Annotated in this window: 16 protein-coding genes; 10 read left to right on the forward strand and 6 right to left on the reverse strand. The window is 73.2% G+C overall.

Going from position 1 to position 20,765, the window contains the following annotated elements; translation table 11 throughout:
* Positions 1 to 153: 153 nt before the first annotated feature.
* From gltB to ACFVFS_RS01650, 5 genes are all read left to right on the forward strand, one after another.
* The gene (gene gltB / locus ACFVFS_RS01630) at positions 154 to 4,755 is read left to right on the forward strand and encodes a glutamate synthase large subunit (protein WP_380619125.1); all 4,602 of its coding nucleotides are present in this window, start codon (positions 154 to 156) and stop codon (positions 4,753 to 4,755) included.
* The gene (locus tag ACFVFS_RS01635) at positions 4,748 to 6,208 is read left to right on the forward strand and encodes a glutamate synthase subunit beta (protein WP_380618916.1); all 1,461 of its coding nucleotides are present in this window, start codon (positions 4,748 to 4,750) and stop codon (positions 6,206 to 6,208) included. Before gltB ends, ACFVFS_RS01635 begins: the two co-directional genes overlap by 8 nt.
* Positions 6,209 to 6,687: 479 nt before the next feature.
* Positions 6,688 to 7,554, forward strand: a complete 867-nt coding sequence (locus tag ACFVFS_RS01640; protein ID WP_380618918.1) for a helix-turn-helix domain-containing protein — start codon at positions 6,688 to 6,690, stop codon at positions 7,552 to 7,554.
* An 88-nt stretch (positions 7,555 to 7,642) separates the two neighbouring features.
* Entirely contained in the window at positions 7,643 to 9,100 is a 1,458-nt protein-coding gene (locus ACFVFS_RS01645; protein WP_380618920.1) for an aldehyde dehydrogenase family protein, read from the forward strand.
* Between the two features lie 144 nt (positions 9,101 to 9,244).
* On the forward strand, positions 9,245 to 10,099 hold the full coding sequence (locus ACFVFS_RS01650) for an SAM-dependent methyltransferase (protein ID WP_380618922.1): 855 nt from the start codon (positions 9,245 to 9,247) through the stop codon (positions 10,097 to 10,099).
* Positions 10,100 to 10,115: 16 nt separating this feature from the next.
* Here the strand turns inward: ACFVFS_RS01650 and ACFVFS_RS01655 are convergent, their stop codons facing one another.
* Positions 10,116 to 10,685, reverse strand: a complete 570-nt coding sequence (locus tag ACFVFS_RS01655) for a Uma2 family endonuclease (protein ID WP_380618924.1) — start codon at positions 10,683 to 10,685, stop codon at positions 10,116 to 10,118.
* A gap of 100 nt (positions 10,686 to 10,785) precedes the next feature.
* On the opposite strand from ACFVFS_RS01655, the gene ACFVFS_RS01660 reads away from it, so the two are divergent.
* The 3 genes from ACFVFS_RS01660 (at position 10,786) to ACFVFS_RS01670 (ending at position 13,340) form a co-directional block, all read left to right on the forward strand.
* Positions 10,786 to 11,217, forward strand: a complete 432-nt coding sequence (locus ACFVFS_RS01660; RefSeq protein ID WP_380619127.1) for a MarR family winged helix-turn-helix transcriptional regulator — start codon at positions 10,786 to 10,788, stop codon at positions 11,215 to 11,217.
* A gap of 88 nt (positions 11,218 to 11,305) precedes the next feature.
* Complete coding sequence (locus ACFVFS_RS01665) at positions 11,306 to 12,397, forward strand: NAD(P)/FAD-dependent oxidoreductase (RefSeq protein WP_380618926.1); 1,092 nt, start codon at positions 11,306 to 11,308, stop codon at positions 12,395 to 12,397.
* Positions 12,398 to 12,425: 28 nt separating this feature from the next.
* Positions 12,426 to 13,340, forward strand: a complete 915-nt coding sequence (locus ACFVFS_RS01670) for an LLM class flavin-dependent oxidoreductase (protein ID WP_380618928.1) — start codon at positions 12,426 to 12,428, stop codon at positions 13,338 to 13,340.
* Positions 13,341 to 13,435: 95 nt separating this feature from the next.
* Here ACFVFS_RS01670 and ACFVFS_RS01675 read toward each other — a convergent pair whose 3' ends face one another.
* On the reverse strand, positions 13,436 to 14,365 hold the full coding sequence (locus ACFVFS_RS01675; RefSeq protein WP_380618930.1) for an AraC family transcriptional regulator: 930 nt from the start codon (positions 14,363 to 14,365) through the stop codon (positions 13,436 to 13,438).
* A 42-nt stretch (positions 14,366 to 14,407) separates the two neighbouring features.
* A complete protein-coding gene (locus tag ACFVFS_RS01680) occupies positions 14,408 to 15,334 on the reverse strand; it encodes an NADP-dependent oxidoreductase (protein ID WP_380618932.1) in 927 nt (308 codons plus the stop codon).
* 205 nt (positions 15,335 to 15,539) lie between these two features.
* Here ACFVFS_RS01680 and ACFVFS_RS01685 point away from each other — a divergent pair, with 205 nt between their 5' ends.
* The gene (locus ACFVFS_RS01685) at positions 15,540 to 16,376 is read left to right on the forward strand and encodes a MerR family transcriptional regulator (RefSeq protein ID WP_380618934.1); all 837 of its coding nucleotides are present in this window, start codon (positions 15,540 to 15,542) and stop codon (positions 16,374 to 16,376) included.
* The gene (locus ACFVFS_RS01690) at positions 16,373 to 17,344 is read left to right on the forward strand and encodes a BtrH N-terminal domain-containing protein (protein ID WP_380618936.1); all 972 of its coding nucleotides are present in this window, start codon (positions 16,373 to 16,375) and stop codon (positions 17,342 to 17,344) included. Before ACFVFS_RS01685 ends, ACFVFS_RS01690 begins: the two co-directional genes overlap by 4 nt.
* 7 nt (positions 17,345 to 17,351) lie before the next feature.
* Here ACFVFS_RS01690 and ACFVFS_RS01695 read toward each other — a convergent pair whose 3' ends face one another.
* The 3 genes from ACFVFS_RS01695 to ACFVFS_RS01705 form a co-directional block, all read right to left on the reverse strand.
* Entirely contained in the window at positions 17,352 to 17,780 is a 429-nt protein-coding gene (locus ACFVFS_RS01695; protein WP_380618938.1) for a hypothetical protein, read from the reverse strand.
* A 117-nt stretch (positions 17,781 to 17,897) separates the two neighbouring features.
* Positions 17,898 to 19,724 carry a bifunctional metallophosphatase/5'-nucleotidase gene (locus tag ACFVFS_RS01700; protein WP_380618940.1) on the reverse strand — a complete coding sequence of 609 codons (1,827 nt, stop codon included), beginning with the start codon at positions 19,722 to 19,724 and terminating at the stop codon, positions 17,898 to 17,900.
* A 198-nt stretch (positions 19,725 to 19,922) separates the two neighbouring features.
* A complete protein-coding gene (locus tag ACFVFS_RS01705) occupies positions 19,923 to 20,600 on the reverse strand; it encodes a LuxR C-terminal-related transcriptional regulator (protein ID WP_380619129.1) in 678 nt (225 codons plus the stop codon).
* Between the last annotated feature and the right edge of the window lie 165 nt (positions 20,601 to 20,765).

A 20,765-nucleotide genomic window follows, 5' to 3' on the forward strand; every position in this document is an offset into this window, starting at 1 on the left:
TGCGGATCCGTCCGCGATGTGGACGCAGATTTCCGCTTCCCGGGGTCTTCGGCATCATGTAACGTGCGTGCCTCAATCGCATCAGGGCCAACGTCGTCCCTACTGCATCAGTTTCGAAAGACGACGACGGGAGAGCCGATGCTGTCTGCATCCATGCACTCCGCCAACGAGCCCCAGGCCGGCGCCGCCCGCCCGCCGTACGCGCTCGTTCCGGATGCGCGACCTGCTGCTCAGGGCCTGTACGACCCGCGGAACGAGCACGACGCCTGTGGCGTCGGATTCGTCGCCACGCTGACCGGCACCGCCGACCACACCGTCGTCGAGCAGGCGCTGACCGTCCTGCGCAACCTGGAGCACCGCGGCGCCACCGGCGCCGAGCCGGACTCCGGTGACGGCGCGGGCATCCTCACCCAGGTCCCGGACGCCTTCCTGCGCGCCAAGGTCGACTTCGACCTCCCGGCGGCCGGCGCCTACGCGGTCGGCATCGCCTTCCTGCCCGACGCCGACGACCAGGACGCCGCCGCCGTCGCCCGGATCGAGGCGATCGCGGGCGACGAGGGCCTGACCGTCCTCGGCTGGCGCGACGTGCCGGTCACCCCCGACCTGCTGGGCGCCACCGCCCGCGGCGTCATGCCGCGCTTCCGCCAGCTCTTCCTGGCCGGCGAGGGCAAGGCCGGCATCGAGCTGGACCGGGTCGCCTTCGTGGTCCGCAAGCGCTCCGAGCGCGAGGCCGGGGTCTACTTCCCCTCGCTGTCCGCGCGCACCATCGTCTACAAGGGCATGCTGACCACCGGCCAGCTGGAGCCCTTCTTCCCGGACCTGTCGGACCGGCTCTACGCCTCCGCGCTCGGCCTGGTGCACTCGCGCTTCTCCACCAACACCTTCCCGAGCTGGCCGCTCGCCCACCCGTACCGGTTCGTCGCGCACAACGGCGAGATCAACACGGTCAAGGGCAACCGGAACTGGATGACCGCCCGGGAGTCCCAGCTCGCCACCGACCTCATCCCGGCCAACCGGAACGGGCAGGGCCTGGAGCGGATCTTCCCGATCTGCACCCCGGACCACTCCGACTCGGCCTCCTTCGACGAGGTCCTGGAGCTGCTCCACCTCGGCGGCCGCTCGCTGCCGCACGCCGTGCTGATGATGATCCCGGAGGCGTGGGAGAACCACGCCACCATGGACCCGGCCCGCCGCGCCTTCTACCGGTACCACTCCAACCTGATGGAGCCCTGGGACGGCCCGGCCTGCGTCACCTTCACCGACGGCACGCAGATCGGCGCCGTGCTGGACCGCAACGGCCTGCGCCCCGCCCGCTACTGGGTCACCGAGGACGGCCTGGTCGTCCTCTCCTCCGAGGTCGGCGTGCTCGACATCGAGCAGACCCGGGTGGTCAAGAAGGGCCGGCTGCAGCCCGGCCGGATGTTCCTCGTCGACACCGCCGAGCACCGCATCGTCGAGGACGAGGAGGTCAAGTCGGCGCTGGCCGCCGAGCACCCCTACGAGGAGTGGGTCGAGGGCGGGCAGATCCAGCTCGCCAAGCTCCCCGAGCGCGAGCACATCGCGCACACCCACGCCTCGGTCACCCGCCGCCAGCAGACCTTCGGCTACACCGAGGAGGAGCTGCGGGTCGTCCTGGCGCCGATGGCGAAGACCGGCGCCGAGGCGCTCGGCTCGATGGGCACCGACTCGCCGATCGCCGCGCTGAGCGAGAAGCCGCGCCTGCTGTTCGACTACTTCGTGCAGCTCTTCGCGCAGGTCACCAACCCGCCGCTGGACGCCATCCGCGAGGAGCTGGTCACCTCACTGCTGTCCAACCTCGGCCCCGAGGGCAACCTGCTGGCCGCCGAGGCCGCCGCCTGCCGCTCGGTCGGCATCACCTTCCCGGTGATCGACAACGACGAGCTGGCCAAGCTGGTCCACATCAACGCGGACGGCGACCAGCCCGGCCTCAAGGCCGTCACGCTGTCCGGCCTGTACAAGGTCGCCGGCGGCGGCGAGGCGCTGGCCGCCCGGCTCGCCGCGATCGCCGCCGAGGCCGACGCGGCGATCGCCGACGGCACCCGGATCATCGTGCTCTCCGACCGGCACTCGGACGCCGAGCACGCCCCGATCCCCTCGCTGCTGCTCACCTCGGCGGTCCACCACCACCTCATCCGCACCAAGCAGCGCACCCGGGTGTCGCTGCTGGTCGAGGCGGGCGACGTCCGCGAGGTGCACCACGTCGCGCTGCTGATCGGCTACGGCGCCGGCGCGGTCAACCCGTACCTGGCCATGGAGTCGGTCGAGGACCTGGTCGCCCAGGGAGTCTTCATCGAGGGCGCGGAGCCCGAGAAGGCGATCAAGAACCTGATCAAGGCGCTCGGCAAGGGCGTGCTCAAGGTGATGTCCAAGATGGGCATCTCCACCGTCGCCTCCTACCGCGGCGCGCAGGTCTTCGAGGCGATCGGCCTCTCCCGCGAGCTGGTGGACGGCTACTTCGCCGGCACCACCACCAAGCTCGGCGGCATCGGCCTGGACGAGATCGCCAAGGAGACCGCCGCCCGGCACGCCAAGGCCTACCCGGCCTCCGGCATCCCGGCCGCGCACCGCGCGCTGGAGATCGGCGGCGAGTACCAGTGGCGCCGCGAGGGCGAGCCGCACCTGTTCGACCCGGACACCGTGTTCCGGCTGCAGCACTCCACCCGCAACCGCCGGTACGACATCTTCAAGCAGTACACGGACCGGGTGAACGAGCAGTCCGAGCGGCTGATGACGCTGCGCGGCCTGTTCACGCTGGACGCGCTCGGCCGCACCCCGGTGCCGGTCGAGGAGGTCGAGCCGGTCTCCGAGATCGTCAAGCGGTTCTCCACCGGCGCCATGTCGTACGGCTCGATCTCCCGCGAGGCGCACGAGACCCTGGCGATCGCGATGAACCGCCTCGGCGGCAAGTCCAACACCGGCGAGGGCGGCGAGGACCCGGACCGCCTCCACGACCCGGAGCGCCGCTCGGCGATCAAGCAGGTCGCCTCCGGCCGGTTCGGCGTCACCTCCGAGTACCTGGTCAACGCCGACGACATCCAGATCAAGATGGCCCAGGGCGCCAAGCCCGGCGAGGGCGGCCAGCTGCCCGGCCACAAGGTGTACCCGTGGGTCGCGAAGACCCGGCACTCCACCCCGGGTGTCGGCCTGATCTCGCCGCCGCCGCACCACGACATCTACTCGATCGAGGACCTGGCGCAGCTGATCCACGACCTCAAGAACGCCAACCCCGAGGCCCGCATCCACGTGAAGCTGGTCTCCGAGGTCGGCGTCGGCACGGTCGCGGCCGGCGTCTCCAAGGCGCACGCGGACGTCGTGCTGGTCTCCGGCCACGACGGCGGCACCGGCGCCTCGCCGCTCACCTCGCTCAAGCACGCGGGCGGCCCCTGGGAGCTCGGCCTCGCCGAGACCCAGCAGACCCTGCTGCTCAACGGCCTGCGCGACCGGATCGTGGTGCAGACCGACGGCCAGCTGAAGACCGGCCGCGACGTCGTCATCGCCGCCCTGCTGGGCGCCGAGGAGTTCGGCTTCGCGACCGCCCCGCTGGTGGTCTCCGGCTGCATCATGATGCGCGTCTGCCACCTGGACACCTGCCCGGTCGGCGTCGCCACCCAGAACCCGGTGCTGCGCGAGCGGTTCTCCGGCAAGCCGGAGTTCGTGGTCAACTTCTTCGAGTTCATCGCCGAGGAGGTCCGGGAGATCCTGGCCTCGCTGGGCTTCCGCTCGATCGAGGAGGCCGTCGGCCACGCCGAGCACATCGACGCCCAGGCCGCGATCGGCCACTGGAAGGCCGCCGGGCTCGACCTGGCCCCGCTGTTCCACGTGCCCGAGCTGCCCGAGGGCGCGGCCCTGCACCGCACCACCACGCAGGACCACGCGCTCGACAAGGCCCTCGACAACCAGCTGATCGACCTGGCCCAGGACGCCCTGGAGAACGGCGACGCCGTCCGCATCCAGCTGCCGATCCGCAACGTCAACCGGACCGTCGGCACCATGCTCGGCCACCACGTGACCAAGCGGTACCGCGGCGAGGGCCTGCCGGAGGGGACCATCGACGTCACCTTCACCGGCTCGGCCGGCCAGTCCTTCGGCGCCTTCGTGCCGCGCGGCATCACGCTGCGCCTGGAGGGCGACGCCAACGACTACGTCGGCAAGGGCCTGTCCGGCGGCGTGATCGTGGTCCGCCCGGCCCGCGACGCGGCGGCGATCGGCAACGACGCGCAGAACCACGTCATCGCCGGCAACACCATCGGCTACGGTGCCACCGCGGGCCGGATCCACCTGCGGGGCAAGGCCGGCGAGCGGTTCGCGGTCCGCAACTCCGGGGCGACCCTGGTCGTCGAGGGCGTGGGCGACCACGGCCTGGAGTACATGACCGGCGGCCGGGTGGTCGTCCTCGGCGAGACCGGGCGCAACCTGGCGGCCGGCATGTCCGGCGGCATCGCCTACGTGCTGGACCTGCGCCCGGCCAACGTCAACAGCGGGATGGTGGGCATCGAGGCCCCCGACGCCGCGGCCCGGGAGTGGCTGCGCGAGACCGTGCAGCAGCACTACGAGGAGACCGGCTCCACCGTCGCCGCCGAGCTCCTGGCGGACTGGGGCAGCGGGGTCTCCCGCTTCTCCACGATCATGCCGACCGACTACAAGGCCGTGCTCGCTGCCAAGGACGCCGCTGAGCGCGATGGCCTCTCCGAGGCCGAGACCACTCGCAAGATGATGGAGGCGGCACATGGCTGACCCCAAGGGCTTCCTGACCACGCCCAAGCAGCTGGCCGAGCGGCGTCCGGTGGACGTGCGCCTGCGCGACTGGAACGAGGTCTACGTCGAGCGCAGCCTGCTGCCGATCATCACCAAGCAGGCCGGCCGCTGCATGGACTGCGGCATCCCGTTCTGCCACAACGGCTGCCCGCTCGGGAACCTCATCCCCGAGTGGAACGACCTCGCCTACCGGGACGACTGGAAGGGCGCGATCGAGCGGCTGCACGCGACCAACAACTTCCCGGAGTTCACCGGGCGGCTCTGCCCGGCGCCCTGCGAGTCGGCCTGCGTGCTCGGCATCAACCAGGACGCGGTGACCATCAAGAACGTCGAGGTCACCATCATCGACAAGGCCTGGGACCGCGGCGGGGTCACCCCGCAGGTGCCGGAGCGGCTGTCCGGCAAGACGGTCGCCGTGGTCGGCTCCGGGCCGGCCGGCCTGGCCGCCGCCCAGCAGCTCACCCGGGCCGGGCACACCGTGGTGGTCTACGAGCGGGCCGACCGGATCGGCGGCCTGCTGCGGTACGGCATCCCCGAGTTCAAGATGGAGAAGCGCCACATCAACCGCCGCGTCGAGCAGATGCGCGCGGAGGGCACCCGGTTCCGCACCGGCGTGCACGTCGGCGAGGACATCACCGGGCAGCAGCTGCGCGAGCGCTTCGACGCGGTGGTCGTCGCGGCCGGCGCCACCACTGCCCGCGACCTGCCGGTGCCCGGGCGCGAACTCAAGGGCGTCCACCAGGCCATGGAGTACCTGCCGCTGGCCAACAAGGTGCAGGAGGGCGACTTCGTGGAGTCGCCGATCAGCGCCAAGGGCAAGCACGTGGTGGTCATCGGCGGCGGCGACACCGGCGCGGACTGCGTCGGCACCGCGCACCGGCAGGGGGCGGCCTCCGTCACCCAGCTGGAGATCATGCCGCGGCCCGGCGAGGACCGGCCGGCCAACCAGCCGTGGCCGACCATGCCGATGACCTACAAGGTCACCTCGGCGCACGAGGAGGGCGGCGAGCGGGTCTACTCCGTCTCCACCACCCACTTCAGCGGCGACGAGGAGGGCAACGTCCAGGAGCTGCACCTCGTCGAGGTGCGGTTCGAGAACGGGAGGTTCGAGCAGGTGCCGGGCACCGAGCGGGCCATCCCGGCGCAGCTGGTCACCCTGGCGATGGGCTTCACCGGGACGGACGTGAGGAACGGTCTGGTGGAGCAGCTGGGCGTGGACCTCGACGCACGCGGTAATGTGGCTCGCGACGGCCGCTTCGCCACCAACGTCGATGGCGTCTACGTCTGCGGCGACGCCGGACGAGGCCAGTCGCTGATCGTCTGGGCCATCGCGGAGGGCCGCTCGGCCGCCGCGGCGGTCGACACCTACCTGGGCGGCAAGACTCCGCTGCCCGCCCCGATCCGGCCGACGGACCGCCCCCTGGTGGTCTGATCCGGTCCAGGTAGCCCGGCGCCGCATCGCCGGGTCGTACCGAGCCGCACCCCGTCAGCGTCGCCGGGCCACCGCGGTCCATGGCGCCTGCCCACATCCCCGACCAGTTTGGGGGCAGGCGCCTTTCGCGTTTTCCGGGTCCGGGCGCGCCGGGGCCGGGCGGCGGCGCCGCGGGGCGGCGCGGGGTGGCGCCGGGCGGCGTCAACCGGCGGCGCCGTTGGCCGAGTCGCACCGGTGCGGGGCGTCCGGCGGGGGTTGGGGATGTCCATGGCGACGGCGGGGGACTAGAGTGCGTTCGGGGAGCTACGGGGTGGCTACCGCGCGTATCCGGACGCCGGTCGTCCGGGCGGCTCCGCCGAGGGTGTGCGGATGTCCGGTGACTCCGCAGAGGGTGTTCCGAGGACTGTTGTTTGTCGGTCCCTGATGGAAGACTGCGGCCGACGGCCGGGGGGCTGCGCGAGGTGCGGAGGGTTGAGGCGATGGGTGCGACTCAGGCGGGTGGTGGTGCCACCGTGCGGCGGCTGCTGCTGGGGTCGCAACTGCGAAGGCTGCGGGAGGCCCGCGGCGTCAGCCGGGAGGAGGCCGGGTACTCGATCCGGGCCTCCGAGTCGAAGATCAGCCGGATGGAGCTCGGCCGGGTCGGCTTCAAGGAGCGCGACGTCGCCGACCTGCTGACGCTGTACGGGGTCGACGCGGAGCCGGAGCGGGCCTCGGTGCTGGGGCTGGTGCGGGCGGCCAACGCGACGTCCTGGTGGCACGGCTACGGGGACGTCCTGCCCGGCTGGTTCCAGAACTACCTGGGCCTGGAGGAGGCCGCCACCGAGATCCGCAGCTACGAGGTGCAGTTCGTCCACGGGCTGCTGCAGACCGCCGACTACGCGCGGGCCGTGATCACCCACGGCGGGCACGTCACCGAGCCGGCCGAGATCGAGCGGCGGGTGGAGGTGCGGCTCAAGCGCCAGGAGGTGCTGACCGCCGAGCGGGCGCCGCGGCTGGTCGCGGTGCTGGACGAGGCCGTGCTGCGCCGTCCCTGGGGCGGACCGGAGCTGATGCGGGCGCAGGTCGACCGGCTGCTGGAGCTGGCCGGGCTGCCGAACGTCGAACTCCAGGTGATGCCGCTGGGCTTCGGCGGGCTGCGCGCGGAGGGCGGGGCGTTCTCGGTGCTGGCCTTCGACGAGCAGGAGCTGCCGGACATCGTGTACCTGGAGCAGTTCACCACCGCCCTCTACCTGGACAAGCCGGCCGAGGTCGCCGAGTACGCGGGCGCGATGGACGGTCTGGTGGCGGACAGCCTCTCCCCCGAGCGGACACGAGAACTTCTTCGCTCCGTACGCCAAGAGCTCTGACGGATAAGTACGATGAGCCCCGATCAGATCTGATCGCGAACGACCGCGAACGAGGTTCGTGCGTTCCCGTAGGCATGAGAGGGATCAGATGTCGTACCTTTCCGAGTTGGCGCTGCAGTACATCGACGGCGAGTGGCGCGAGGGCAGCGGCTCCTGGGACATCGTCGACGTCGATCCCTTCACCGGTGACAAGATCGCCGCCATCACCGTCGCCACCGTCGAGGAGGTCGACCAGGCCTACCGGGCGGCCGCGCAGGCGCAGAAGGAGTGGGCGGCCACCAACCCCTACGCCCGCCGGCTGGTCTTCGAGCGCGCGCTGCGGATCCTGGAGGACCGCGAGCAGGAGATCACCCGGGACATCATGACCGAGCTCGGCGGCACCGCCGTCAAGGCCTGGTTCGAGCTCTCGCTCACCAAGGACATGCTGCGCGAGGCGATGCAGCTGTCGCTCCGCGCCGAGGGCCGGCTGCTGCCCTCCCCGGTGGACGGCAAGGAGAACCGGCTCTACCGGCTGCCGGTCGGCGTCGTCGGGGTGATCAGCCCGTTCAACTTCCCGCTGTTCCTGTCGATGAAGGCGGTCGCCCCGGCGCTGGCGCTCGGCAACGGCGTGGTGCTCAAGCCGCACCAGGAGACCCCGGTGGTCGGCGGCACCCTGATCGCCAAGATCTTCGAGGAGGCGGGCCTGCCGGCCGGCCTGCTGAACGTGGTGGTCACCGACATCGCCGAGATCGGCGACGCCTTCATCGAGCACCCGGTCCCCAAGGTGATCTCCTTCACCGGCTCCGACAAGGTCGGCCGGCACGTCGCCACCGTCGCCGCCTCGCACTTCAAGCGCACCGTGCTGGAGCTGGGCGGCAACAGCGCGCTGATCGTGCTGGACGACGCCGACCTCGACTACGCGGTGGACGCGGCCGTGTTCAGCCGCTTCGTGCACCAGGGGCAGGTCTGCATGGCCGCCAACCGGGTGCTGGTCGACCGCGCCGTCGCCGAGGAGTTCACCCGCAGGTTCGTCGCCAAGGTCGCCACCCTCAAGGTCGGCGACCCCCGGGACCCGGCCACCCACATCGGCCCGCTGATCAACCCGGTCCAGGCCGACTCGCTCACCGCGCAGGTCGACCAGGCGATCGCCGCCGGCGCCACCGCGCTGCTGCGCGGCACCACCACCGGCAGCCTGATGGAGCCCGTGGTGCTGGGCGACCTGCCGTCCGACGCGCCGATCCTGCGGCACGAGCTGTTCGGACCGGTCGTGCTGGTCGTGCCCTTCGACGGCGAGGACGAGGCGGTGCGGATCGCCAACGACACGCCGTTCGGGCTCAGCGGCGCCGTGCACACCGCCGACGTCGAGCGCGGTGTGCGGGTCGCGCAGCGGATCGAGACCGGCATGATCCACGTCAACGACGGGACCATCGCGGACGAGCCGGTGGTGCCCTTCGGCGGCGAGAAGAACTCGGGCGTGGGCCGGCTGAACGGCGACGCCACGGTCGACGCGTTCACCACGGTGAAGTGGATCTCGATCCAGCACGGGCGCAGCCGCTTCCCGTTCTGACGCGGACCCGGCCGTCCCCCGACCTCGGAGGGGACGGCCGGGTTCCGGTTGATGGCCGGGGCTGCCCTATGCTGCGCCCTGTCGGATCGTGTGGGGACGGTGTTCGACGGTGTGTGACCGGAACGGACCGAAGGGGTGGCAGAGGTGACCGGGTTTCAGGAGATCGGCCGGGAGTGGCTCGTCGGGGGCGAGGGTGACGAGGCGCGGCCGCCCGCCGACCTGCGCCCCGAGATCCCGCACCCCGCGCGGATGTACGACTACTACATCGGCGGCAAGGACAACTTCCCGGCCGACCGCGAGGCCGCGGAGCGGGTGCTCGCCATCAGCCCGATGGTGCGGCTCAGCGCGCTGGCCAACCGGGCCTTCCTCGGCCGTGCGGTGCGCCACCTCGCCGGCGAGGGCATCCGGCAGTTCGTCGACATCGGCACCGGCATCCCCAGCGCCGGGAACACCCACGAGGTCGCCCAGCAGGTGCGGCCGGACGCACGGGTGGTCTACCTCGACAACGACCCGATCGTGCTGGTGCACGGCCGCGCCCTGCTGAGCGGCACCACCCCGGAGAGCACCTCGGTGGTCCAGGCCGACCTGCGCGACCCGGCCGCGATCCTGGCCACCCCCGAGGTCCGGCGGGCGCTCGACTCCGGCGAGCCGGTGGCGCTGCTGCTCGTCGCCGTCCTGCACTTCATCGACGAGGAGGACGACCCGTACGGCATCGTGCGGACCCTGGTGGACGCCCTGCCGTCCGGCAGCCGCCTCGTCCTCTCCCACGGCACCCTGGACTTCACCCCGACCGCCGACGCCGGCCGCGGCGCCGCCGTCTACCGCAACGCCTCCGCCCAGCTGACCATGCGCAGCCGCGCGCAGGTGCTGCGCTTCTTCGACGGCCTGCACTTCGCCGACCCCGGCCTGGTCACCGCCCCGCTCTGGCGCCCCGACAGCCCCGAGCAGGCCACCGACTCCCAGATCGGCATCTGGGCCGCCGTCGCCGAGAAGCCCTAGGCGGGGCGCGGAGGCCCTAGGCGGGGTAGCGGAGCAGCTCGGCGGTCCCGAGCTCGAAGGAGAACGGGGCCGGGATCGGCACGCCGTCGCCGAACTTCCCCGTCCACCGCCGGTGGTATGTGGCGCCGCCGGGCTCGGAGTGGAGGGTGAGGGTGCCCTCGCGCGGGTCGATCACCAGGTAGAGCGGGATCGCCATCTGCGGGTAGTCGCGGACCTTTCCGACCAGGTCGTTCTCCGGGTTGGAGGGGGAGACGACCTCGACCGCGATCGCGGCCAGCTCGGCGGGGACCTGGTTGCCGCCGAGCTCGACGGTGTCGAGCGGGATGTAGGTCAGGTCCGGGTTGCGGAGTTTGCCGGTGTGGGGCGAGGCGAGATCGGTGTTCTCGCTGGGCATCAGCTCGGCCGGGCAGTGGGCGTCGAACTGGCGGCGGACGACCAGCAGGTTGCGCTGGTGGATCACCGATGGGCCGGCCGTCATGATGATCTCGTCGCCGGAGACCTCGATCTTCCAGCCCGACGGCGGGGTGAGGCTCTGTGCGTACGCCAGCAGCTGTGTGTGCCGTTCGGGGATCTGGAAAGCGGTCATACAGCCATCTTCTCACCTGGGGCTGCCGGTCCACGCGGTAGTTCGTAGCACGAATTGTGGCTGTTAGGCTGAGTGGGTGGACACGAGCAAGGGTGGCGGGATCGGGGTTGTCGGGGCGCTGGTGCGGGCGGCGTTCCTGGTGGACGCGGTGTACGCCGAGTCGGCGCGGGAGCACGGGCTGACGCCGCAGCAGGGGCAGTTGCTGTGCGTGCTGATGGGGCGGTCGTACGTGATGGGGGAGCTCGGGGGGCTGTTGCGGCTGGCCAAGTCGAGCCTGACCGGGCTGGTGGACCGCAGTGAGCGCAACGGGCTGGTGCGGCGGGAGAGTTGCGAGGCGGACGCGCGGGCGGTGCGGGTCGCGCTGACGGCGGAGGGGGCGGTGCTGGCGGAGCGGTTCCACGCGGAGACCTGTCGGCGGATCGACGAACTGCCCGGCGGGCTCTCCGCCGGGGAGCGGGAGGCGCTGGCCGGGCTGCTCGGGCGGGTGGTGCTGGACAACGAGGCGCCGCCGGTCTTCGGCGAGCCGGGCTGATCCTGTGGAAAGGGTTGCAGTTCGCGAAACGAACTAATATGTTCGTGGAGCGAACTTCAACTCTTTTCTGCTTTGGGGGCAAGAGAACATGAGTCGTACCGTTGTCGTGGTCGGCGGGGGCTACGGGGGGTCCGCGGTCGCCAAGGCGCTGGACGCCGAGGCCGACGTCGTCCTGATCGACCCGCGCGACGCCTTCGTCAACTCCGCCGCATCGCTGCGGGCCCTGGCCCGCCCGGACTGGGCGGACGCCATCTTCTTCGGGTACGAGACCCTGCTCGCGCGCGGCGAGGTGGTCCGCGACCGGGTGGTCTCCGCGGACCCGGGCGGCGTCACCCTCGCCTCCGGGCGGCGGATCGGGGCCGACTACCTGGTGCTCGCCACCGGCTCCAGCTACGCCTACCCCGCCAAGCCGGTCTCCGACTCCCGGGCCGAGGCGCTCGACCAGCTGCGCGCCACCCACGAGGAACTGGCCGGCGCGGACCGGGTGCTGATCACCGGGGCCGGGCCGGTCGGGCTGGAGCTGGCCGGGGAGATCAAGGAGGTCTGGCCGGAGAAGCAGGTGACCCTGATCGACCCGGCCGACCGGCTGGTGCCCGCCCTGCTGCCCGAGCTGCGCGAGGAGCTCCACCGCCAGCTGGACGCGTTGGGCGTCACCGTGCGGCTGGGTGCGCGGCTGGCCGCCGACCCCGCCGTCGCGCCGGGCCGGGCGGGCGCCTTCACCGTCGCGCTGGAGAGCGGCGAGGAGCTCACCGCCGACCTCTGGTTCCGCGCCCACGGCGTGCGGATCAACAGCGACTACCTCGCCGACGGCCGGCTCGTCGAGCGCACCGCGCAGGGGCAGGTCCGGGTCGGCGACACGCTCGCCCTGGACGCCCACCCGCACGTCTACGCGCTCGGCGACCTCACCGCCATCGAGGAGCCCAAGATGGCCGGCGTCGCGCTCCAGCACGCCGAGGTGGTCGCCCGGAACATCGCCGCCCAGCTGCGCGGCGAACCCGCCGGGGCGCACTACCGGCCGTCGGCCCACCCGTTCATGCTGGTGCCGCTGGGCCCGCGCGGCGGGGTCGGCCAACTGCCGGGCCCCGACGGGCCGGTGCTGGCCGCGACCGAGACCGTGGTGGAGCACAAGGGCACCGACCTGTTCACCGGCCGGTTCGCCGAGCTCTTCAACACCGCCTGAGGGCCCGGAACGAGCGAGGGAGCACACGATGGGCATCGAGAACGCGAAGGTCGTCTTCGGATTCGGCGCGCCGGGGGACCTGGCCGACACCGGGCAGCTGCTGAGCGTGGTCCAACAGGCCGACCGCGACGGCCTGGACCACTTCTCCCTGTCCGACCACCCCTACGTCGGCGGGAGGGTCGACGCCTACGCCGCGCTCGGGTTCCTGCTCGGGCGCACCGGGCGGATCAGCGGCTTCGCGAACGTCACCAATCTGCCGAGCCGGCCCGCGCCGCTGCTGGCCCGGGCGGTCACCTCGCTCTCGGCGCTCTCCGGCGGGCGGGTGGTGCTGGGCATGGGCGCCGGCGGGCTCTGGGACCGGATCGCCGACCTGGGCGTGGAGCGGCTCACCCCGGGCGAGGCGGTGGAGGCCTTCGAGGAGGCGATCGTCCTGGTCAAGCGGCTGTCCGGGGGCGGCGGGCCGGTCACCCACGAGGGCCGGCACTACCGGGTCCGGGAGATCGAGCCCGCGCCGGTGGCCGCCCCGCCGGTGTGGACGGGCTCCAACGGCCGCAGGTCGCTGGCCGTCACCGGGCGGGTCGCCGACGGCTGGATCCCCGGCCACGCGGCGGACTGGCTCAGCGAGCGCTACCGGACCTCGCGGCCGGTCGTCGACGAGGCGGCCGCCGCCGTCGGACGCGACCCGCGGGAGATCCGCACCGTCTACAACCTCCCGGGCCGGATCACCGACCGCCCGCTCGCCGGGACCCGGGACGGCGGGCGGATCTGGCTCGGCGGCTCGGTGGACCAGTGGGTGGAGGAGCTGACCGGCGCGGTGCTGGAGCACGGCGCGTCCGGGTTCACCCTCTTCGCCGCCGACCACGGCTCGCCGGACCCGCTCACCCTCGGCCGCTGGGCGAACGAGATCGCCCCGGCGGTCCGCGAGGCGGTCGCCAAGGGGTGAGGGCGGCCCCGGCGGGGAGTGGAGCGGGACGTCGGCCGGGCCGACGTCCCACTCCGCCGGCTCAGGGGCTTACGGGCCGCGGGACGACGGCCGGCTCAGGCGGCCCGGGCGTCCCGGCGGTAGCCGCCGGGGGCCAGCCCGAACTCCCGCTTGAACGCCTTCGCGAAGGCGTACTCCGAGCCGTAGCCGGTCTGCGCGGCGACGGAGGTCAGCGGGGCCTCCGACTCGCGCAGCAGCCGGGCCGCGGTGGTCATCCGCCAGCGGGTCAGGTAGGACATCGGCGGCTCGCCGACCAACATGGTGAAGCGGCGGGCGAACGCCGCCCGGGAGAGCCCGGCCCGGGCGGCGAGCGACTCCACCGTCCACGCCGCCGACGGCGCCTCGTGGATCGCGGTGAGCGCCGGGGCCACCGCCGAGTCGCCGAGCGCCGCCGCCCAGCCGGCCGCGGTGGCGGGCGGCTGCTCCTCGAACCACGCCCGCAGGATGTACAGCAGCAGCGAGTCGATCAGGGCCGGGACGATGCCGGTCGAACCGAGCCGGGGGTTCTCCAGCTCGGCGCCGAGCAGCTGGACGGCCGCGCTCAGCTCCGGGTGCCGGCCGTGCCGGGTCTGCAGGTGGACGATCTCCGGCAGCTGCCGCACCAGCGGGTGCGGGCGGGCCTGGTCGAGGTGGTAGTTGCCGCACAGCAGGCTGGTGCGCGGCCCGTCCCCGCCGATCGCGAGGGTGCCGATCGGCAGGGACGGCCGGAACTGGGAGGGCTGCTCGGGGACGGCCGGGGTGTCCGGCCGGTCGGCGAGGACGTGGCCGCGGCCGTCCCGCAGGAACACCACGTCCCCCGGGCTGAGCGCGATCGGCGCGGCCCCCTCCTCCAGCGGCACCAGCCAGCACGTCCCGTACAGCACCACGTGGAACCCGGCGCCGGCGACCGGGGGCAGCCGCAGCCCCCACGGGGCCCGCCCCTCGGTGCGGACGGAGGCGGGCTGCCCCGTGCGCATCGAGCTCAGTGCCTCGGTCAGGATGTCCACGGACCCTCCCTGGTCGCCGTTCCCCGGGCCACCCTACGGAACTCAGGCGACGGTCAGGACGATCTTGCCCTGGGTGCGGCCGGTCCCGATCAGCTCGTGCGCCTTCGCGGCCTCCTCCAGCGGGAAGGTCTCGGCGATGTGCGGACGGATCCGGCCCTCGTCCACCAGCCGGGCGATCGCCTCCAGCGAGGCGTAGTCCGGCTCCACCATGACGCCCGCGAACCGCCGCCCGGCGGCCTCGACCTCGGCCGCCAGCTCGGTGTTCCAGTGCTCCATGATCGAGACCAGCACACCGCCCTCGGGCAGCACCGCCAGCGAGGCGGTGCCCTGCGAGGAGGAGTCGAACACCACGTCCACCTGGCCGACCCGCTCCAGGAAGCCCTCCTCCCGGTGGTCGAGCACCTCGTCGGCGCCCAGCGAGCGCAGGAACGCGTGCTTCGGCTCGCTCGCCAGCGCGATCACGTACGCGCCGCGCGCCTTGGCGATCTGCACGGCGAGGTGGCCGACGCCGCCCGCCGCCCGGTGGATCAGCACCCGCTGCCCCTCGGACAGCCCCGCCGCGTCCACCAGGCCCTGCCAGGCGGTCAGCGCGGCCAGCGGCAGGGCGGCGGTCTCCACGTGGCTCAGCGAGGCGGGCTTGCGGGCCACCTGGCGGGAGGGCACCGCGACGTACTCGGCGTAGCCGGTCGCGGCGCGCGGGAAGAACGGCAGCCCGAACACCTCGTCGCCGGCCTTGAAGCGGGCACCCGGGCCGGCCTGCTCGACCACGCCGGAGATGTCCCAGCCGACCCCGAACGGGGGCTCGCCGAGCAGCGGGTAGACGCCCGAGCGGACCGCCGCGTCCACCGGGTTGACGCCGCTGGCGTGGACGCGGACCAGCACCTCGCTGCCGAGCGGGGCGGGCCGCTCGGTCTCGACGACCTCCAGGACCTCGGGGCCGCCGATGGACTTCTGGATCACTGCGCGCATGGGACTGCTCCTTCTCGGATTCTTCTCGACGACCGTGCTCCCGGTGACGTGATCAACGGTAGGCAGGTCCCGCGCGCGGCTGAATATCCTGCTGTCTCGGGAAGATGTCCCAGCGTCTCGCGGGCCGGGCGCCTCGGCCGGACGCCTCGGCCGGACGGCGGGCCGCGGTGGACCCTCCCACGGGGGGAGGGTCCACGATGGGGCCGTGCGCGACCCAGACGACGTCCCGCGGGACGACCTCCTCACCATCGGGCGCTTCGCCCGCCTCTGCCGGCTGAGCGTCAAACAGCTCCGCCACTACGACGACACCGGACTGCTGCCCCCGGCCCGGGTCGACCCGGCCACCGGCTACCGCTACTACACCCCCGGGCAGGCCCGCGACGCGCTCACCGTCGCCCTGCTGCGCGAACTCGACGTGCCGCTCGCGGTGATCGCCGCGACCCTGGCGGCCGCCGAGCCGGAACGGGCCCGCCTGCTGTGCGCCGAACGCGACCGGGTCGCCGAGCGGATCACCCGCGACCGGGCCCGCCTGGAGCTGCTGGAGCGCCTCGCGGCCGGCGGCGGACTGCCCGGCTACGAGATCACCCTCGCGCCGGAGCCGGAGCGGCGGCTCGCCGTCGTGCGGGCGGTGGCCGGGCCGGGCGAACTGGCCGAGCGGATCGGCGGATGCGTCGGCCGGCTGCTGGCCGGCCTGGACGGCACGCCGTGGCGGCCCCCGCTGTGGGGGCTCTTCCCGCTGGACCTCGCGGAGGACATGCGGATCGCCGTCGGCGCCGAGACGGACGGGGCGGACGGGCCGCCGGCCGGGCTGGACCGCGAGGTGCTGCCCGGCGGCCCGGCGGTGGCGACGGTGCACCACGGACCGTACGCCCAACTTCCGCTCGCCTACCACGCGCTGCTGGCCGCCGTGCACGAGCGCGGGCTGCGGCCGCTGGCGCCGGTGCGGGAGGCGTACCTGGTCGGGCCGGGCGAGGCCCCGGCGGAGGAGTGGACGACCCGGCTGGTGGTCCGGGTCGAGGAGCGGACGGAGGAGGCGGCATGACGCGGCCGCGCGGGGGAGAGCACTGCGAGACGACGGCGCTGGACGTGCTGCTGCGCCACGAGGGCGTCGAGCTGTCCGAGCCGATGCTGTTCGGCCTCGGGTCCGGGCTGTCGTTCATCTACTGGGACGGCAAGGGGATGGACTTCCCGTTCCTCGGCGGCCGGGTCAAGCCCTTCGAGCTGACCCGGGCGCTGGCCGCCCGGCTCGGGCTGGAGCTGGAGGTCCGGGAGACCGGCTCCGCCGACCGGGCCTGGCGGAACGTGGCCGCCGAGCTGGACGCCGGCCGTCCGGTCGGGCTCCAACTGGACAGCTACCACCTGGAGTACTTCACCTCCAAGGTGCACTTCGGCGGGCACATGGTCGCGATGGTGGGCTACGACGCGAGCGACGCGCAGCTGGTGGACACCGCCCAGCAGGGCGGCGCCGTCACCACCGGTCTGGCCTCGCTCGCCGCGGCGCGCGCCGAACGGGGCCCGATGACCGCCCGCCACCGCTCCTTCACGCTCGCCCGGCGCGGCGGACTCCCGGACGTCCGGGCGGCGCTGGCCCCCGCGCTGACCGACTGCGCGGCGGCCTTCCTGCACCCGCCGATCGCCAACCTCGGACACCGCGGCATCGCCAAGGCCGCCTCCCTGGTACCGGGCTGGCTCGCCCGGGCCGACCAGCCGGGCCGCCAACTGCCGCAGGCCGCGCGGATGATGGAGCTGGCCGGGACCGGTGGCGCGCTGTTCCGCAACCTCTACCGGGACTTCCTCGGGGAGTGCGCCGGACTGCTCGACGACGCCCGGGTGCGGACCGCCCGCGACCGGTACGCCGAGGCGGCGGCGGGCTGGACCGTGGTGGCCGAACTGGTCGCCGAGGCGGGGGAGTCCGGGGAGGCGGAGCCGCTGCGGCGGGCCGGGCGGCTGCTGGAGGACCTGGCGCGGATCGAGCGCGAGGCGATGGAGCGGCTGGCCGCCCTCGGGTAGCGGGGCCTCAGCGCCCGGCGGTCAGCTCGCCGATCCGGACGAGCGGGTGCCCGGTCCGGCGGCAGTGCCACCGGGCCCGCGCCCCGTCCTCGGCGGGCACCATCGGGTGGGTGTGGCCGGGACAGGCCGGCCACTGGACGAACTCGTAGCCGGCCAGGTGGTCCTGCACCTGCTCGGCGATGTAGGCGGTGAGCCGGCCGGGCGGGAGGTAGGGGTCCGTCTCCTGGGCGAACAGCCGGCCCCGGGCGGCCCCCAGGCCGAGGAGGAAGCCGGTGTAGTGGTCCTCGGAGAGCTCCCAGCGGACGCCGGCCGGGAGCCGGTCGCCGGCGGGCGGGTGCCGCAGGTCCCGGCCGACCCGGGCGCACGGGTCGTGGAACTCGGCGGGCACGTCCGTCGGGGGAGGTCCGTCCAGGGGCCAGGCGGCGATGGTCCGCATGTGGACCAGGCTAGCCCAGGAGGGGCGGCGGGCGGCCCGGCCCCGAGCGGAGCCGAAGGGGACCGGCCCCGGGGCGTGCGCCCCGGGGCCGGTCGTGGTGCCACGTGAGCGGCCGGGTCAGAAGACCGGCCGGCCGGCCCGGACCAGGCGCCAGGACTCGACGGCGAAGTCCGCCGGGTCGATGACGCCCTTCTCCTTCACCCAGGCGATCATCGCGTTGCGGATCTCGTCCGAGTTGGCCCACAGCTTCTGGGCGGCCGCGATGTGCGGGAAGTTGCCGCCGCCGTTGGCGCGGTAGTTGTTGACCGCGAGGACGAACTGGGCGTTCGGGTCGATCGGCCTGCCCTCGAAGGAGAGGTTGACGATCCGCGAGCCGACCGGCTGGGCGATGTCGATGTCGTACGAGACGCCGTACACCGCGTCGTAGTTGTAGTCCGGGGTGTTCTGCGCGTTGGTCAGCGTGGCCTTGTCGACCGGGGCGCCCGGGGCCAGCTGGGCGTAGTACTTCGCCGAGAACTCCAGGTAGTCCTTGATCTGGGCGCCCGTCAGGACGCGGGCCTCCAGGGTGTTCTCGTAGATGTACAGGCCGGCCGCGTCACGCAGCTTGACCTGGCCGGACGGGATCACCGCGGTGCGGTTGAACGGCGCGGCCTGGGCCAGCACCGGCAGCTTGGCGTACTGGCCGCCGGCCAGCGCGGCGCGGACCACGTCGGCCTGGACCCGGCCGATGAGGTCGATGATCGGGGTGTCCTTGAACGGCGCCTCGGCGATGGACAGCTCGATCTTGGCGGTGCCGATGACCTGGTTGACGTAGGCGACGACCTTCTTGTGCTGGTCGGTCATCAGGCCGACGATCTCCGGGTCCTCCGGGACGGTGTTGGAGTTCAGCACCCGGGAGGAGAGCGAGACGACCTTCCACGCGCCCTTGTCGAACTCGACCTCGAAGTCGAAGCAGGTCAGGCGCTGGCCCCAGCACAGCGGCTCGGAGAGCACGACGGTCCGGCCGGTCTCCTTGTTGACGACCAGACGCTGCGGGATCTCCTTGTGCGCGTGGCCCACCAGGACGGCGTCGATGCCCGGCACCTGCTCGGCCAGCGCCACCGAGGCGTTCTCCGCCCAGGGCAGCTGGTCGCCGTAGGAGGTGGCCTCGTCCGTGCCGGAGTGGCAGGCGACCACGACGACGTCCGCGCCGGCCGCCCTGACCTTCGGCACCCAGGTCCTCGCGGTCTCGACGATGCCCGGGAAGGTCATCTTGCCGGCGACGTTGGCCTTGTCCCAGATCGCGATGCCCGGGTTGGTCAGGCCGAGGATGCCGACCTTGAGGGCCGGGCCGTTGTCCAGCTTCAGCTTGCGGATGACGTACGGCGGGAAGGCCGGCTTGTCGTTGCGGGCGTTCAGCGCGTTGGCGCCGAGCAGCGGGAAGTCCAGCTGCTCCTCGTAGGCGCGCAGGGTGTCGATGCCGTAGTTGAACTCGTGGTTGCCGAGCGCGGCGGCGGTGTACTCCATGGTGTTCATGGCGAGCGCCATCGGGTGCTCGGGCGCGGTGTCGGCCTCGGTGGCGATCGGCTCGACCCGGGCGTAGTAGTACGTCAGCTGGGTGCCCTGGATGGTGTCGCCGGCGTCGATGAGCAGGCAGCGGTCCCAGCCCTTCTCCTCGCGCACCTGCTTGGCGAGCGTGGAGATCTTGGCCAGGCCGACCTCGTTGTGCGCCTTGTCGGCGTAGACCGCGTCCGTGAAGTAGTCCCAGTTGAGCACCCGGCCGTGCAGGTCGGTGGTGCCCATCACGGTGAAGGCCTGCCGCTTGGTGCGGCCCTTGGCGCGGGCCCCGTCCGGTCCGGCCGCCGCGGCGGGGGTGGCGGCGGCGAGGCCGGCGCCGCTCGCGAGGGCGGCACCGGCGGCGGTGGCGGCGGACCGGGTGACGAAGTCACGGCGGTTCAGGGGCATTGGAGGACTCTCCCGGGTGGGGACTGCGAACGGACCGTCATGAGTGACGCGCGTAGAGGAACGCGCGTAGAAGTCTGCCCTGCGGTCCCCCCGATGGATAGCCCCCGGACCTTTCCAACAGGTGAGATCTTGGCGACCCGTTCATGACGCGGGCGGACAGGTGCCGCATCGCACCTGCCCGCCCGTTCGCGCCGGATCCTAGATGTACCCCTCGCGGACCGCGTGGGCCACCGCGTGCGCCCGGTTGCGCAACTGCAGACGGGTGGTCAGGCCGTGCAGCACGTTCTTGACCGTCCGCTCCGAGTACGACAGCCGGGCCGCGATCTCCCCGGTGTCCCACCCCTCCGCGACCAGCCGCAGCACGTCCGACTCCCGCTCCGACAGGCCCGTCGGGGCCTGCCCCGGCATGCCCTGCACGGACCGCTGCAACCGGCCCACCTGGGCGATCAGCCGGCCCTGCAGATCCGCCGGCAGGTCACCGTCGCCCCGGGCCGCCGCCAGCACCGCGCGGCCCAGCCGCTCCGGCGTCGCCTCCCGGCGCCACAGGATCGCCGCCACTCCGCACTCGACGGCCTCCATCAACTCGGTCTCGCGCAGCCGCTCGACCACCAGTACCACCCGCTGCCCGGCGCCGCGCACCAGCCGCCGCAGCGCCGCCGTCGCGGCCGCGTCGGCCGACTCGGCGACCAGCACGGTGACCGTGCCCGGCGCGGCCGTCCCCGCCGGGTCCACCACCACGACCCCCGGGAAGCGGCGCAGCTGCGCCTCCGCACCCGCCCGGGAGAGCGGATCGGCGGCCTGGACGGCGACCGGCACCGTCGAGGTGCGGGCCGGTACGGCGGCGACCGGCCGGGCCGCCCCCGCCGCACCGCGCACGGCACCGGCGGCGGACGCCTGGGAATGGGCGCCCGCCGCCGCGGCCGCCCCCGGCACCTGCCCGGCGACGGCGACCGCACGGGACGCGACCGGTCGCTGTGGCGGCACCGTACGCGTGGCGGACGCCGAAGCCCGCACCGCCGTGCCACGGCGGTCGTACTCGGT

Origin of the sequence: Kitasatospora sp. NPDC057692 (assembly GCF_042799475.1) — a bacterium.
GTDB lineage: Bacteria > Actinomycetota > Actinomycetes > Streptomycetales > Streptomycetaceae > Kitasatospora.

Bases quoted from the DNA above. Each gene is read 5' to 3' on its own strand.
- gltB (WP_380619125.1), top strand. From the start codon at position 154: ATGCACTCCGCCAACGAGCCCCAGGCCGGCGCCGCCCGCCCGCCGTAC.
- ACFVFS_RS01635 (WP_380618916.1), top strand. From the start codon at position 4,748: ATGGCTGACCCCAAGGGCTTCCTGACCACGCCCAAGCAGCTGGCCGAG.
- ACFVFS_RS01640 (WP_380618918.1), top strand. From the start codon at position 6,688: ATGGGTGCGACTCAGGCGGGTGGTGGTGCCACCGTGCGGCGGCTGCTG.
- ACFVFS_RS01645 (WP_380618920.1), top strand. From the start codon at position 7,643: ATGTCGTACCTTTCCGAGTTGGCGCTGCAGTACATCGACGGCGAGTGG.
- ACFVFS_RS01655 (WP_380618924.1), bottom strand. From the start codon at position 10,685: ATGACCGCTTTCCAGATCCCCGAACGGCACACACAGCTGCTGGCGTAC.
- ACFVFS_RS01665 (WP_380618926.1), top strand. From the start codon at position 11,306: ATGAGTCGTACCGTTGTCGTGGTCGGCGGGGGCTACGGGGGGTCCGCG.
- ACFVFS_RS01670 (WP_380618928.1), top strand. From the start codon at position 12,426: ATGGGCATCGAGAACGCGAAGGTCGTCTTCGGATTCGGCGCGCCGGGG.
- ACFVFS_RS01680 (WP_380618932.1), bottom strand. From the start codon at position 15,334: ATGCGCGCAGTGATCCAGAAGTCCATCGGCGGCCCCGAGGTCCTGGAG.
- ACFVFS_RS01690 (WP_380618936.1), top strand. From the start codon at position 16,373: ATGACGCGGCCGCGCGGGGGAGAGCACTGCGAGACGACGGCGCTGGAC.
- ACFVFS_RS01695 (WP_380618938.1), bottom strand. From the start codon at position 17,780: ATGCGGACCATCGCCGCCTGGCCCCTGGACGGACCTCCCCCGACGGAC.
- ACFVFS_RS01700 (WP_380618940.1), bottom strand. From the start codon at position 19,724: ATGCCCCTGAACCGCCGTGACTTCGTCACCCGGTCCGCCGCCACCGCC.